This window comes from Achromobacter pestifer (genome assembly GCF_902859625.1).
GTDB classification, from domain to species: domain Bacteria; phylum Pseudomonadota; class Gammaproteobacteria; order Burkholderiales; family Burkholderiaceae_B; genus Achromobacter; species Achromobacter pestifer.
In genome coordinates this window covers 539,742-553,402 of the sequence record NZ_CADIJX010000005.1, presented here as the reverse complement: position 1 = coordinate 553,402, position 13,661 = coordinate 539,742, and the positions used below count along the sequence as shown (strand labels likewise).

Genomic DNA, 13,661 nt, shown 5'->3' with positions numbered 1-13,661 from the left:
ATTATAATGAGCCGCATGCCGCGTATCTCGACTGCTTCTCCGCGCGCCTCGCGCAACACCCGCAACGGGCCTTCGCCGCTACAAACGCGCATTTCCGCGTTGCTGCGCGAAGCCCGCTGGATCCTATTTGCCGCCCTGGCGGCCTGGCTCACCCTGGTGCTGGCCACCTGGAGTGCGTCCGACCCTGGCTGGTCGCACTCCGTGCCCGGCGATGTGGTGCGCAACCACGGGGGACGGCTGGGCGCCTATCTGGCGGACATCCTGCTCTATCTGTTTGGCTTCTCGGCCTGGTGGTGGGTCATCCTGCTGCTGCACCGCGTGCGCGCCGGCTACCGGCGCCTGGCCAGCCAGCTCAAGGTAACTAATGGTAAACAGCCAGAAGTGTTGCCTCGCGTCCACTGGGAAGAGGGCATTGGCTTCTTTTTATTGCTGCTGGGATCGCTGGGGATGGAAGCCCTGCGCCTGGCCAGTCGCGGCACGCATCTGCCCGGCGCTTCCGAAACCGCCAGCGGCGCTGGCGGCGTCATTGGCCATACGCTGGCTGAACTGATCAGCCGCAGCATCGGCTTCACCGGCAGCACGCTGGCCTTCCTGGTCATGTTGGCCATTGGTCTGAGCCTGTTTTTCTCGTTTTCCTGGCTGGCGGTCGCCGAGCGCGTCGGTTCCTGGATGGAAGGCATCATCCGCCGCATCCGCAATTCCTACACCGCCCGCGAAGACCGCAAGGTCGGCCAGGTGGCCAAGGCCGTGCGTACCGAGCAGGTCGAGGCCAAGCAGGAAAAATTGGTGCACGAGCAGCCGGTGCGCATCGAACCCGCCATTACCGTCGTGCCGAAGTCCGAGCGCGTCGAAAAGGAAAAGCAGCAATCGCTGTTCTTCGCGCCCTCGGGCGGAGCCGAGGGCGACCTGCCGGCCATCAGCCTGCTGGACCCGCCCCTGGCCAACCAGGAAACGGTGTCGGCCGAAACCATTGAATTCACATCGCGCCTGATCGAAAAGAAGCTGGCCGACTTCGGCGTGTCCGTCACCGTGGTGGCGGCCCAGGCCGGCCCGGTCATCACGCGCTATGAAATCGAGCCCGCCACGGGCGTGAAGGGCAGCCAGATCGTCAATCTGGCCAAGGACTTGGCGCGCGCGCTTAGCCTGGTCAGCATCCGGGTGGTGGAAACCATCCCGGGCAAGAACCTGATGGGCCTGGAACTGCCCAACCCGCGCCGCCAGATGGTGCGTCTGTCTGAAATCCTGGGTTCGCAGACCTACCACGCCAGTCACTCGGTGGTGACGATGGCGCTGGGCAAGGACATTGCCGGCAATCCGGTCGTGGCCGACCTGGCCAAGATGCCTCACCTGCTGGTGGCGGGCACGACCGGTTCGGGCAAGTCCGTGGGGATCAACGCCATGATCCTGTCGCTGCTGTACAAGGCCGATGCGTCCCACACCCGCCTGATCCTGATTGACCCGAAGATGCTGGAAATGAGCGTCTACGAAGGTATCCCGCATCTGCTGGCGCCGGTGGTCACCGATATGCGCCATGCCGCCAACGCGCTGAACTGGTGCGTGGGCGAAATGGAAAAGCGCTACCGCCTGATGAGCAAGATGGGCGTGCGCAACCTGGCGGGCTACAACACCAAGATCCGCGACGCCATCAAGCGCGAGGAACCGATTCCGAACCCGTTCTCGCTGACGCCCGACCAGCCCGAGCCGCTGTCGCCGCTGCCCACCATCGTGGTGGTCATCGACGAACTGGCTGACCTGATGATGGTGGTGGGCAAGAAGATCGAAGAACTGATCGCCCGTCTGGCGCAGAAGGCGCGCGCTGCCGGCATCCACTTGATCCTGGCCACGCAACGCCCCAGCGTGGACGTCATCACGGGCCTGATCAAGGCCAACATCCCGACGCGCATTGCGTTCCAGGTGTCGTCCAAGATTGATTCCCGCACCATTCTTGACCAGATGGGCGCGGAAACCCTGCTGGGTCAGGGCGACATGCTCTACATGCCGCCAGGCACCGGCTTGCCGGTGCGCGTGCACGGCGCGTTTTGCAGTGACGACGAAGTCCATCGCGTGGTGGAAAGCCTGAAGGCGCAAGGCGAACCGAACTACATCGAAGGCCTGCTGGAAGGCGGGGTTGAAGGCGACAACGGCGAAGGCGCCAGCAGCGTCACCGGCATCGGCGGCGACGCCGAGTCCGACCCGATGTACGACCAGGCATGCGAAGTGGTGCTGAAGCACCGCCGCGCCTCGATCTCGCTGGTGCAGCGTCATCTGCGCATTGGTTACAACCGCGCGGCCCGGTTACTCGAGCAAATGGAGCAATCAGGTATGGTGTCGGCGATGCAGTCCAATGGCAACCGGGAGATCCTGGTCCCCGCTGCTGCCGCCGCCCGAGAGGAAGCATGATGAAGACGTTTCGCCGCCTGGCCGCCGCCACTGCCTTGAGCCTGGCGCCTGCCCTGGTGTTTGCCGCCACCGCGCAAGAGCAGTTGAAAGCCTTCGTCGCCACGGTCACGGCGGCCACCGGTTCGTTCTCGCAATACACCGTGAACAATCAGGGCCGCACGCAACCCGCGCAGACCGGTGTGTTTTCGTTCCAGCGGCCTGGCAAGTTCAAGTGGGCGGTTCAAAAGCCCTATGAGCAACTGGTCATTTCCGACGGCCGCACGGTGTTCCAGTTTGATCCCGATCTGGCTCAAGTGACGGAACGCAAGGTCGATGCCGCCATCGGTACGTCGCCCGCCGCGATCTTGTTCGGCTCGGGTTCGCTTGAGCAATCGTTTGACGTATCCGCCCTGCCGGCCAAAGATGGCGTGGAGTGGCTGCGCGCCAAGCCGCGCACAGCCGACGCCGGGTTTTCGCGCGTGGACATCGGCATGAAGAACAACCTGCCGGTGCGCGTGGAATTGCTGGATTCGTTCGGTCAGACGACGCGAGTCGATTTATCCGCGATCGCCTCCAACCCCCAGATGTCGGACAAGGAATTCCAGTTCACCCCCCCCAAGGGCGTGGACGTCGTCAAGATGTGACCTGGCCCCAAAAAGGAGCCAGGTCGTAGGATGGGTGTAGCGCGAGAGACCGTAAACAAGAACGCCGACAATCAACGCGCGCAACCCATCAAGCAGCGGTGATTTCTTAACGATTTCAGCCACAACCCATCAAGCAGCGGTGATTTCTTAACGGGTTCAGCCATAATCCATCAAGCAGCGGTGATTTCTTAACGGGTTCAGCCACAACCCATCAAACACCGGTGATTTCTCAACGATTTCAGCCACAACCCATCAAGCACCGGTGATTTCTTAACGATTTCAGCCTTAACCCAACGTCTGCTTGATGGGTTGCGCGCGATCGGCAGGCGCGTTCTTGTTTACGGTCTCTCGCGCTACACCCATCCTACGCAACGGGGGCCGATCAAGGCCCGATCAAGGTCGGTCGTGGTCCGATCAAGGCCCGATCAAGGTTGATCAAGGCCCGATCAAGGCCCGATCAAGGCCCGATCAAGGGCGCTTGTATGCCACGCAGTCGATTTCCACCTTGGCGTCGACCATCAGGGGCGATTGCACGCAGGCGCGGGCGGGTGGGTTTTCGCCGAAGTATTCCTTGAAGACCTTGTTGAACGACGGGAAGTCGCGAGCGTCGTCCAGCCAGACGCCGCAGCGCACCACGTGTTCAGGGCCGTAGCCGGCTTCTTTCAGGATGGCCAGCAGCTGTTGGATGGCCTTGTGGCTTTGCGCCACCGTGCCGCCTTCGATCACTTCGCCGTTTTCCATTGGCACCTGGCCGGACACGTGCAGCCAGCCGTCAGCGGCGACGGCGCGCGCGAACGGCATGTGCGAACCGCCCTGGCCGGTGCCGCCGGCAACGCCGTAGCGCGTGATGCCGTTCTTGTCGGGGGTGGGGGCATTGCTCATGAATACACTCCTATTGAGATGAGATTGGGTCAGGAGAGAGGGATGACGCCGCCGCGAAGCTCGCGCGCAAGTCGCCGTTGCGTGGCAGCCAGCGGCCGGCGCGGTCGCCGGTGGGCTGCCCTTGGTGATAGGACAAGGCGCCATTGACCCAGACGGCTTCGATGCCGGCCGCGGTCTGCACGGGGGCCGCGAAAGTGGCGCGGTCAATGACCGTGTCCGGATTGAACAGCACCAGATCCGCGTGATAGCCCTCGCGCACCAACCCACGGTCGGCCAGGCCGAAGCGGGCGGCAGACAGGCCGGTCATCTTGTGCACCGCCTGGATCAGCGGGAACAACCCCACATCACGGCTGTAATGGCCGAGCACCCGTGGGAAAGCCCCCCACAGGCGCGGATGCGGCATCGGGTCATTGGGCAGACCGTCCGAACCCACCATCGTGAGTGGATGCGACAGCACGCGGCGCACGTCGTCTTCATGCATGTTGTGATAGACGGCGCCGGCGGGTTGCAGCCGGCGCGCGGCCTCCAGCAAAGTCACGCCCCACTCGGAGGCGATGTCGGCCAGCTTGCGGCGGGCCTGCTCGGGGTGGGGCACTGACCAGGTGATATCGATATCGAATTCGTCCGTCACCTGCTTCAGGTCCAGCGTGGACGAACTGGCGGAATAGGGATAGCAGTCGCATCCCACGTGTTGCAGCCGGCCCGCGTTTTCCAGCTTGAACAGCACTTCCTTCGTGCGGCCCCAGTTGCCGGCGCCAGCGCATTTCAGGTGCGACACCACCACCGGCACGCGGGCGTGCAAGGCGATGTCAAAGGCTTCCTGCATGGCTTCCAGGATGGCCGCGAATTCCGAGCGCAGGTGCGTGGTGTAGAGCGCGCCGAATTCATCCAGCGCCTCGGCCAGCAGCTTGACCTCGGCGGTGTCGGCGTCAATCGCGGAGGCATAGGCCAGCCCCGTGCTGAGGCCGATCGCGCCATGCGCCAGCGCATCGCGCAATTGCTCGCGCATGGCCAGCACTTCATCTGGCGTCGCGGCGCGGTCCAGGCGGTCCATGTGGTTGCTGCGCAGGGCCGTATGGCCGACCAGCGCGGCCACGTTCACGGCCGGCTGCGCGGCTTCGATGGCGCGCGTGTAGTCGGCGAACGTGGGGTAGTTGAAGTCTTCGCGGTTGCCCAGCAGGTTCATCGGATCCGGGGGCTCCGCGCGCAGTGACACGGGCGATGCGCTGATGCCGCAATTGCCCACCACGACCGTGGTGACGCCTTGGGACAGCTTGGGCAGCATGCCCGGCGTGCGGATGACGTTGGTGTCGTCATGCGTGTGCACGTCGATGAAGCCGGGCGCCAGCGCCAGGTCCGTGCCATCGATGATCTGGCGGGCTTGCGCGCCGGGCAGGGCGCCGATGGCGGCGATGCGGCCATCGGCCAGCGCCACGCTGGCGCGGTACTCTGGGCCGCCCGTGCCGTCCAGGACACGGACGTTGCCGATAAGGGTGTCGTACATCTTGAGTTCCAGGTTCAATCGCCCAGCGGCAAACGGTTGGGGCCGCCGCGGTGTTCGTCCAGCGCCAGCTTGATGCGGCGCAGGCGTTCGCGGTTTTCCTCTTGGTTCAGCATGGCCAGTTCGGTCGACAGCAAGTCGATGGCCAGCATCATCGCGTAGCGCGATGCCGAGGGTTTGTAGATGAAGTCGGTTTCGTCCGTGCGGATCGGCAGCACCACGTCAGCCAGCTTGGCCAGTTCGGAAGTGGCGTCGGTAATGGCAACGATGCGAGCCCGGTATTGCTTGACGATGCGGGCGGCCCCCACGATTTCGGGCGTGAGGCCCGAGGCCGACAGAATCAGCACCGCATCGCGTTCATCCAGGGTGGCAGCCACCATCCGCAGCAACACGGCGTCGCTGTAGACGGCGATGGGGTAGCCCAGGCGTACCAGGCGCGACTGCACTTCCTGTGCCAACACGGCCGATGCGCCGCCCATGCCGAACACGTAGATCATGCGGGCGCCATCGACAATGCTGGATGCCTGCTCGAACAATTGTTCGGTGAAGGTGGGCAAGTGCGCGCGCAGCGTGCTTTCGATGTCTGCGTAGATGCGGGCGTAGAAGGTGCTTTCCTCGGCAGGCGCGCTGGGGTCCAGGAAACGGCTGCCCACCGTGCTGGCCTGCGCCAGCTTCATCTTCAAGTCACGGGTATCTTCGCAGCCCACCGTGCGCGCAAAGCGCGAGATGGTGGCGATGCTGACGCCGGCCTTGGTCGCCAATTGGTCGACCGTGGCGCTGGCGCCCCAGATGATGTCGTCCAGGATGGCGTCGGCGACCTTGCGTTCGGTCACGCTCAATGCGTCCCGCCGACTGCGTATCTGGAAGACGATGTCGCGGATCATGTTCATGTGGGGTTCCTGGATCAAATCTGGGCGGGGCAAAGGCTAGGCAAGCTCGGGGGCGTCGATGCGCGAACAGGCCACGAAGTGGCCCGGGCCCACGCTGACGGCCTGTGCCTCGATCGTTGCGCAGGCATCGATGGCGTGGGGGCAGCGCGTGCGGAATACGCAACCGGACGGCGGATTGACCGGGCTGGGGATATCGCCTTTAAGCAGAATACGCGAACGCGGGGCGCGCGGATCCGGCACGGGCGCGGCCGACAGCAGCGCACGGGTGTAGGGATGACGGGGACGGGCGTAGACCTCGCTGGTTGGCCCGCGTTCCATGACGCGGCCCAGATACATCACGACCACTTCGTCGCACAGGTAGTCCACCACGGCCAGATCATGGGCGACGAACAACATGGTCAGGCCCAGGTCGCGCTGCAAGTCTTGCAGCAGGTTCAACACCTGCGCCTGCACCGAGACGTCCAGCGCGGAGACGGGTTCGTCCGCGACGATGAAGTCAGGCTCCACCGCCAGCGCGCGGGCAATGCCGATGCGCTGGCGCTGGCCACCGGAGAACTCGTGCGGATAGCGGCGGCTGTGATCGGCATTCAGGCCCACGCGCTCCAGCAGTTCGCCGATGCGGGCAGAGCGGCGGTGCTGCGCCAGCTTGTGCGTGTCCAGCGCTTCGCCCAGGATCTCGGCCACCGTCATGCGCGGGTTAAGGCTGGCGTAGGGATCCTGGAACACGATCTGCATGCGGCGGCGCCAAGGCAGCATCTGCCTTTCGTTCAGCTTGGTGATGTCTTGGCCGTCGAACAGGATGCGGCCGGCTGTGGGGGCGAACAGGCGCAACAGCGCGCGGCCGGTGGTGGTCTTGCCCGATCCGGATTCGCCGACCAGACCCACGATGGTGTTTTTCGGTACGTCGAAGCTGACGCCATCGACCGCCCGCACGACAGGGGCGTTGCGCGCCTGCGAGGTCGGGAAGTGGACTTTCAGATCTTCAATCCGGACCAGCGGATCTTCCGCGCGCACGGTCACTTGAGGGCTTGTCATATCGGATTCACCTTGATGCAGCGCGCATGATGTTCGGCTTGCACGGCAATCAGTTCGGGCACGGCGGCGCGGCAGTCGTCGGCGGCCAGTTCGCAGCGCGGCGCGAACGTGCAGCCCGCCGGCAGCGACAGCACGCTGGGCACGTTGCCGGGGATGGCGAGCAGGCGTTCGCCCGAGGCCAGCAGGGCGGCGGTGGGCAGACAGGACAAGAGGCCGCGGGTGTAGGGGTGCGTAGGCTTTTCAAACAGGTCGTAGACGCCTGCGTCTTCCACCACGCGCCCGGCGTACATGACCGCCACGCGATGCGCGATCTCGGCCACCACGCCCAGATTGTGGGTAATGAACAGAATGCTCATGTTCATTTCTTTTTGCAGCCGGCGCAGCAAGTCCAGAATCTGCGCCTGCACGGTGACGTCCAGCGCGGTGGTGGGCTCGTCGGCGATCAACACCGCCGGGTTGCAAGCCAGCGCCAGCGCGATCATCACACGTTGGCGCATGCCGCCAGACATCTGGTGCGGATATTCGTGCACGCGCCGGTCGGCCGCGGGGATCTCCACGCGCTCCAGCATGTCGCGGGCACGCCGGATCGCCGCAGCGTAAGAGCCGCCTTCGTGCTGCAACACGGCTTCGGCGATCTGGTCGCCCACCGTGTACAGCGGGTTCAGGCTGGTCATTGGCTCCTGGAAGATCATGGCGATTTCAGCGCCGCGGATCTTCTGCAAGGTGGCGGGCGTGGCGTGGGCCAGATCGTGCTGCACGCCCTGGCGATCGCGGTACAGGATCTTGCCATCTTCGATGCGGCCTGCCGGCTTGGGCAACAGGCCCATGATGGACAGGCTGGTCACGGATTTTCCGGAACCGGATTCGCCGACGATGGCCAGCGTTTCGCCACGGGCCAGATCGAAGGTGACGCCGTCCACGGATTTGGCGATGCCGTCGCGGCTGTGGAACCAGGTTTTCAGCCCTTCCACGGACAGCACGACGTCTCGGGTGCTTGCCGTCATGATTACAGCTCCTTGCGCAGGCGCGGGTCGAGTACGTCACGCAGTCCGTCGCCAACCAGTTGCAGCGACAGCACGGACAGGACAATGGCGATGCCGGGGAAAATCATGATCCAGTCGGCCGAGCCCATGTATTGCTGGCCGGCGTTGATCATGGTGCCCCAGGTGGGGATATCGGGTGATACGCCCACGCCCAGGAACGACAGGCCGGCTTCGGCCAGGATCGCGTAGGCGAAGATGAAGGTGCCCTGCACCAGGATGGGCGACACCAGGTTGCGCAGCACGTGCACGGTGACAATGCGCCAAGTCGGCACGCCCAGCGCGCGGGCGGCTTCGACGAAGGGCAGTTCGCGGATCACCAGCGTCGAGGCGCGGACGATGCGAGCCAGGCGCGGCGTGTAGACGATGCCCAGTGCAATGACCACGTTGATCAGCGACGGTCCCAGCGCGGCCACCAGCGAGATCGCCAGCAGGATGTCGGGGAAGGCCATCATGGCGTCGATCAGGCGCGACACGAACTTGTCGGCCGACCGGAAGAAGCCGGCAATCAGCCCGAGTGCGATGCCCAGCACGCTGGACACGATGACGACGGAAAAGCCCACCATCAGCGACAGCCTGCCGCCGTAGATGACGCGGCTGAACACGTCGCGCCCAAAGTCGTCGGTGCCGAACCAGTGCGCGGCGCCCGGTGCTTTCAGCCGATTCATGATGGACAGCTTGAACGGATCGTAGGGGCTGACCCAGGGCGCCAGCAGCGCGGCGGCCACCAGCACGACGATCACGATCAGGCTTAGCAGGACGGTCTTGCGCGACACCAGCAGGCGCAGCACCTGCCAGCGGTCGTCGCCAGGATTCACAGCAATTGCGTTAGTCATCTTGATTGCTCCGTTGCGGCAATGCCGATCGGGGCCACGAGGAGCCGGCTTTGCCGGGCCGCAGGTGGCGCCCCCTTTGAGGGGCAGGCGCCGCAGGCGCATGGGGAGTGGGTTTGGTTCATCAGTAGCGCACCCGGGGGTCGACCAACAAGTACAGCAGGTCGATGATCAGATTGATCAGGACGTAGATGGCCGCGATGATCAGCAGCGCGCCCTGGATGACGGGGTAGTCGCGGCGCAGCACCGCAGACACCACCAGGCTGCCGACGCCGGGCAGGCCGAACACGGTTTCCGTCACGACCGCGCCGCTGATCAAGAGGGCGGTGGTCAGGCCCAGCACCGTCAGGATCGGGATCAGCGCGTTGCGCACGGCGTGCTTCATGATCACGCGCATTTCCGACAGACCCTTGGCCCGGGCGGTGCGCACATAATCGTCACGCAGCACGTCCAGCATGCTGGCGCGGATGAAGCGGGTGATCAACGCGGAGTTCACCAGGCCCAGCACCACGGCGGGCAGAATCAGGTGCGACAGGCGCGTGAGCAGTGACGCATCCGGGCCGCCATAGCCGGACACGGGCAACCATCCCAGCTTCACCGAGAACACTTGCATCAGCAGCAGGCCAAGCCAGAAGCTGGGCACGCTGGAGGTGAACATCGAGAACGACAGCACCGACTGGTCCAGCGTGGTGCCGCGCTTCACGGCGGACAAGATCCCCACTGGCAGCGCAATGGCGCTGGCGATCAAGAGCGACATCAAGGTCAGCAGGATTGTCGGTTCGGCACGGTCTGCCAACGCTGACAGCACGGGCTTGTTCATGAAGATGGACTGGCCCAGGTCGCCCTGCGCCAGTTTGCCCAGCCATGACAAGTATTGCAGCGCCATGGGCTGATCCAGCCCCAGCTGCGTGCGCAACGCCGCGATGTCCTGCTGGCTGGCCTGCGGGCCCAGCATCACCGCGGCCGGGTCCCCGGGCGTGACGCGGATGATGACGAACACGATGGTCGCGACGATGAACATCACGGCCACCAGCCCGACCAGCCGGTTTAAGAGATAACGCAACACGATGGCAGTCCTAAAAAATACGACTTTCGGGGCACGGGGTATGACTGTCGAGGCATGAACGATGACTGTCGAGGCATGAACCACGACCGTCGGGGCATGAACTACGACTGTCGGGGCATGAACCACGACTGTCGGGGCATGAACTACGACTGTCGGGGCATGAACCACGACTGTCGGGGCACGAACTACGACTGTCGGGGCATGAACCACGACTGTCGAGGCATGAACTACGACTGTCGCGACATGAACCACGACCGTCGGCGCACGAACTACGACTGTCGGGGCACGTAGGATGGGTGTAGCGCGAGAGGCTCCATGCAAGAAAGAACATGCTCAGCGCGCGCAACCCATCAAGCAACGATTCTGCTCTGGCAGGAGCCGCCAAGAACTCACTGCTGCTTGATGGGTTGCGCGCGCTTGGCATTCGCGTTTTTGCGCGGGTCCTCTCGCGCTACACCCATCCTACGAACTCGGGATGGGGGCTGGCTCTTGCGAGCCATTTCCCCCTTCAGGCAGTTTTACTTGGCGCTCTTCCAGGCGTTCCAGAAGTACGGCCACGGGGCTGGCTTGGTGCCTTGCAGCGACGGCGAACGTGCGGCCTGGGCGTTGAAGTCGCCGACCTTGACGAAGGGGATCTCGTCATACACCGCCTGCTGCACATCGGCCCAGCGCTTGATGCGTTCTTCCTGCGTGCGCGCCTGATTGAAGGCGTCCATCACCTGCGCGCGGCGGGGCGTGTCCCACCAGCCTGGCGCGTCCTTGGACGGGAAGTCGATCAACGCGGGTTCCGGCAGGAACACGCTGTGGGTGATGAAGATGTCCCACACGGCCGGGTCCTGGCGGCGTTGCGTCAAGGTGGCCCAATCCACGACCTGCATGTCCACCGTGAAACCAGCAGCCTTCAGGTACTCAGCGGCCACCAGCGCCATCTTGTAATGGAACTCATACTGCTGGCTGGTCAGGATGCGGATCTTCTTGTCGGCGACGTTGGCGCCATCCAGCAGCTTCTTGGCGGCGGCGGAGTCGGCCTTGTTGTAGACCTTGCCGCCCAGCGACGTGGCCCACGGGTAGCCTTCCGGATACAGGTCGCCATTGAGCTTGTAGAACTCCTTGTTGCCGAAGGCGGCGAACAGCATGTCTTCTTCATTCAGTGCCAATTGCACTGCCTGACGCACGGCCAGGTTGGACATGATGCCTTGCTTGGTGTTGAGCACCAGACGCGGCCAGCCGAAAGGCTTGAGCATCACCGGGTCCGAACGGCCGCCCTTGAGCTTGTCCAGGGCTTCCACCGGCAGCGAATCGACATAGTCGAACTGGCCGGCGGCAGCCGCTTCCGAGCGGGTGTTGGCGTTGCTGACTGGCACGAAGCGGATTTCGTCCAGGTATTGCTTGCGCGCGCCGCCGTAGCCGTCAGGTTCGCCTTCGCGTTGCTTGTAGCCTTCAAAGCGCACCAGCTGGATGTACTGGTCCGGCACGCGGGCCTTCAGTTGGTACGGGCCCGTGCCGACGATTTCGGTCAGCACTGGCGCGATCTTGCCCTTGGGCATGATGACGGCGGCGGCGTTGTTCATGGCCAGCAGCGCGGTCAACGGCGCGTACGGCTGCTTGAGCGTGATGCGGATGGTATTGGCGTCGGGCGCCTCGATGCTGCTGATGACCTTGGCCGCGCCCTTGCCGCGCGTGGCCGTTTCGGTCCAGCGCTTGAGCGAGGCCAATACGTCCGACGAATCCATCTTGGAGCCGTCATGGAAGGTGATGCCCTGGCGCAGGGGAATGGTGTAGATCAGGCCGTCGGGGGTGACGTCCGGCATCTTGTCGGCCAACAGCGGGGTCAAATTCCACTTGGCGTCGAAGGTGTACAGCGTTTCAAAGAAATGCTGCGTCAGGATGCCCACCAGGTCGGCCGTGCTGGTCATCGGGTCCAGCGTGGGCGGTTCACCGATGGTGGCGACGGAAATCGTGCCTCCCTTGACCGGCGTGGCACAGAGGGCGGGGGACGACAGTGCGGTCAAGCCAATTGCGCCGGCCGCGAGCAGGCTGGTCAGCCCACCGCCTCGCCGTGAGGGTCGGAAGTTCATGATTCTCTCTCCAGAGGGTCAAAAACAAGGGGTCAGAAAAAGGTTTCGGCTACGTCGGTGACGCGGTATTGCTCGTCCACCAGCAGGACCTGGCGCCATTTGTCGAAGGTCAGGCAGGGGTGCGAGATATCGAAGGCGATCATGTCGCCGACCTGGATGTCGTCGCCATCGCCGATCTGCATGAAGGCGTGCTGATCCATCATGGCGGTCAGCTTCCAGGTGCCGGGTGCGGCGGTGGGGGCTTCCTGGCCCGGTCGGAACACCAGGGCGGGGGTAGGCAGGCCCGCATCGAACGCGGCGTCACGCTTGCCCATCGCGATGATGGCGCGGCCGGGTTCGGGCAGCGATTGCACGTAGGCCCAGACCTGCAAGGCGGGCAGCAGGCCGGGTTCCATTTTTTGCGCCACGGGGTTGTGGGCGTTGATGCGTTCGGCAGCCGACCGGTAGACGCCCACGTCGTGCGACAAGTAGCAGCCGGGGCGCAGCACCACTTCCAGCGGCAAGCCAATGTCCAGCTGCGAGAATTCTTCGGCCACGACATCGAACCACGCCGAGCCGGCGCCGGAGATGATCGCGGGGCCGCTCTTGCGCAGGCGGCCGGCGCTGGCCAGTCCGCGCAGGGCGTCGGTGGCGCGGCGCAGGAAGGCGCGGATGGCGGCTTCTTCCTGCAACACACCTTCATAGACTTCGATGCCGGCCAGGGTCAGGCCGGGCCAACGGCCGATTTCCTCGACCACCGCCTGCAATTGCGCGTCATCACGCACGCCCGTGCGGCCACCGGTGGGGCCCAGTTCAATCAACACAGGCAGGATCAGGCCTTGTTCACCGAAGAATTTGCCCAACTGGGCGGCATTGGCGGGCGAGTCCACAATGCAGAAATAGGTAAAGGCGGGGTCTTGCAGCAAACGCGCGATGATGGCCATGTTGGCGCGGCCCACCAGTTGGTTGGCCATCAGGACCCGGCGGATGCCGTGCTGATAGGCAGCCAGCACTTGCGGCGCGGTGGCCAGCGTGATGCCCCAGGCGCCGTTGTCGATCTGGCGCTTGAACAGGGCGGGGCTCATCGTGGTTTTGCCGTGCGGCGCCAACTTGACGTGGTACGCCTCCATGAACTGCTGCATCCATTGCAGGTTGTGGCGGACGCGCGCTTCGTACAGCACCGCCACGGGCAGGCTGACGTCTTCGCGCAGCAGATTCCAGTTCAGGGCCGCCACGTCGGCGGTGCTACAGGATTCGGGAAAGGCGCCCAGGCCTTTGCCGTTCACGTCCAACAGGGCTGCGGGGGAGGAGGAGTTCGTCATGGCGGGCGCTGG

At 64.3% G+C, this 13,661-nt stretch carries 12 protein-coding genes; 3 read left to right on the top strand and 9 right to left on the bottom strand.

Going from position 1 to position 13,661, the window contains the following annotated elements; all coding sequences use genetic code 11:
- Positions 1–15: 15 nt before the first annotated feature.
- On the top strand, positions 16–2,400 hold the full coding sequence (locus HV753_RS21660) for a DNA translocase FtsK (RefSeq protein WP_175176632.1): 2,385 nt from the start codon (positions 16–18) through the stop codon (positions 2,398–2,400).
- On the top strand, positions 2,400–3,023 hold the full coding sequence (lolA, locus tag HV753_RS21655; RefSeq protein WP_175176693.1) for an outer membrane lipoprotein chaperone LolA: 624 nt from the start codon (positions 2,400–2,402) through the stop codon (positions 3,021–3,023). Before HV753_RS21660 ends, lolA begins: the two co-directional genes overlap by 1 nt.
- A gap of 468 nt (positions 3,024–3,491) precedes the next feature.
- On the opposite strand, the gene HV753_RS21650 is transcribed toward lolA, so the two are convergent.
- The 7 genes from HV753_RS21650 to HV753_RS21620 form a co-directional block, all read right to left on the bottom strand.
- A complete protein-coding gene (locus HV753_RS21650; protein WP_175176631.1) occupies positions 3,492–3,905 on the bottom strand; it encodes a RidA family protein in 414 nt (137 codons plus the stop codon).
- Positions 3,906–3,915: 10 nt separating this feature from the next.
- Positions 3,916–5,409, bottom strand: coding sequence for an N-acyl-D-amino-acid deacylase family protein (locus HV753_RS21645; protein WP_175176630.1), 1,494 nt, complete (start codon positions 5,407–5,409; stop codon positions 3,916–3,918).
- 14 nt (positions 5,410–5,423) lie between these two features.
- Positions 5,424–6,296 (bottom strand): MurR/RpiR family transcriptional regulator, encoded by an 873-nt coding sequence (locus tag HV753_RS21640; protein WP_175176629.1) that lies wholly within the window; start codon positions 6,294–6,296, stop codon positions 5,424–5,426.
- Positions 6,297–6,332: 36 nt separating this feature from the next.
- On the bottom strand, positions 6,333–7,331 hold the full coding sequence (locus HV753_RS21635; RefSeq protein WP_175176628.1) for an ABC transporter ATP-binding protein: 999 nt from the start codon (positions 7,329–7,331) through the stop codon (positions 6,333–6,335).
- Positions 7,328–8,335 carry an ABC transporter ATP-binding protein gene (locus HV753_RS21630; protein WP_175176627.1) on the bottom strand — a complete coding sequence of 336 codons (1,008 nt, stop codon included), beginning with the start codon at positions 8,333–8,335 and terminating at the stop codon, positions 7,328–7,330. The genes HV753_RS21635 and HV753_RS21630 overlap by 4 nt, the downstream gene beginning before the upstream one ends.
- Before the next feature lie 2 nt (positions 8,336–8,337).
- The gene (locus tag HV753_RS21625; protein WP_175176626.1) at positions 8,338–9,207 is read right to left on the bottom strand and encodes an ABC transporter permease; all 870 of its coding nucleotides are present in this window, start codon (positions 9,205–9,207) and stop codon (positions 8,338–8,340) included.
- A gap of 121 nt (positions 9,208–9,328) precedes the next feature.
- Positions 9,329–10,270, bottom strand: coding sequence for an ABC transporter permease (locus HV753_RS21620; protein WP_175176625.1), 942 nt, complete (start codon positions 10,268–10,270; stop codon positions 9,329–9,331).
- 75 nt (positions 10,271–10,345) lie between these two features.
- Here HV753_RS21620 and HV753_RS21615 point away from each other — a divergent pair, with 75 nt between their 5' ends.
- Positions 10,346–10,561: a hypothetical protein gene (locus tag HV753_RS21615; protein WP_175176624.1), complete on the top strand. Its 216-nt coding sequence runs from the start codon at positions 10,346–10,348 to the stop codon at positions 10,559–10,561.
- A 227-nt stretch (positions 10,562–10,788) separates the two neighbouring features.
- Here the strand turns inward: HV753_RS21615 and HV753_RS21610 are convergent, their stop codons facing one another.
- Both HV753_RS21610 and HV753_RS21605 read right to left on the bottom strand, forming a co-directional pair.
- On the bottom strand, positions 10,789–12,348 hold the full coding sequence (locus tag HV753_RS21610; protein WP_175176623.1) for an ABC transporter substrate-binding protein: 1,560 nt from the start codon (positions 12,346–12,348) through the stop codon (positions 10,789–10,791).
- A 32-nt stretch (positions 12,349–12,380) separates the two neighbouring features.
- Positions 12,381–13,649, bottom strand: coding sequence for an amino acid deaminase (locus tag HV753_RS21605; RefSeq protein WP_175176622.1), 1,269 nt, complete (start codon positions 13,647–13,649; stop codon positions 12,381–12,383).
- Between the last annotated feature and the right edge of the window lie 12 nt (positions 13,650–13,661).

What these genes read in the sequence shown, in the direction of transcription:
- HV753_RS21610 (WP_175176623.1), bottom strand. Translation starts at nt 12,348, where the DNA reads ATGAACTTCCGACCCTCACGGCGAGGCGGTGGGCTGACCAGCCTGCTC.
- HV753_RS21645 (WP_175176630.1), bottom strand. Translation starts at nt 5,409, where the DNA reads ATGTACGACACCCTTATCGGCAACGTCCGTGTCCTGGACGGCACGGGC.
- HV753_RS21615 (WP_175176624.1), top strand. Translation starts at nt 10,346, where the DNA reads ATGAACCACGACCGTCGGGGCATGAACTACGACTGTCGGGGCATGAAC.
- HV753_RS21640 (WP_175176629.1), bottom strand. Translation starts at nt 6,296, where the DNA reads ATGAACATGATCCGCGACATCGTCTTCCAGATACGCAGTCGGCGGGAC.
- HV753_RS21625 (WP_175176626.1), bottom strand. Translation starts at nt 9,207, where the DNA reads ATGACTAACGCAATTGCTGTGAATCCTGGCGACGACCGCTGGCAGGTG.
- HV753_RS21650 (WP_175176631.1), bottom strand. Translation starts at nt 3,905, where the DNA reads ATGAGCAATGCCCCCACCCCCGACAAGAACGGCATCACGCGCTACGGC.
- HV753_RS21605 (WP_175176622.1), bottom strand. Translation starts at nt 13,649, where the DNA reads ATGACGAACTCCTCCTCCCCCGCAGCCCTGTTGGACGTGAACGGCAAA.
- lolA (WP_175176693.1), top strand. Translation starts at nt 2,400, where the DNA reads ATGAAGACGTTTCGCCGCCTGGCCGCCGCCACTGCCTTGAGCCTGGCG.
- HV753_RS21630 (WP_175176627.1), bottom strand. Translation starts at nt 8,335, where the DNA reads ATGACGGCAAGCACCCGAGACGTCGTGCTGTCCGTGGAAGGGCTGAAA.
- HV753_RS21660 (WP_175176632.1), top strand. Translation starts at nt 16, where the DNA reads ATGCCGCGTATCTCGACTGCTTCTCCGCGCGCCTCGCGCAACACCCGC.
- HV753_RS21635 (WP_175176628.1), bottom strand. Translation starts at nt 7,331, where the DNA reads ATGACAAGCCCTCAAGTGACCGTGCGCGCGGAAGATCCGCTGGTCCGG.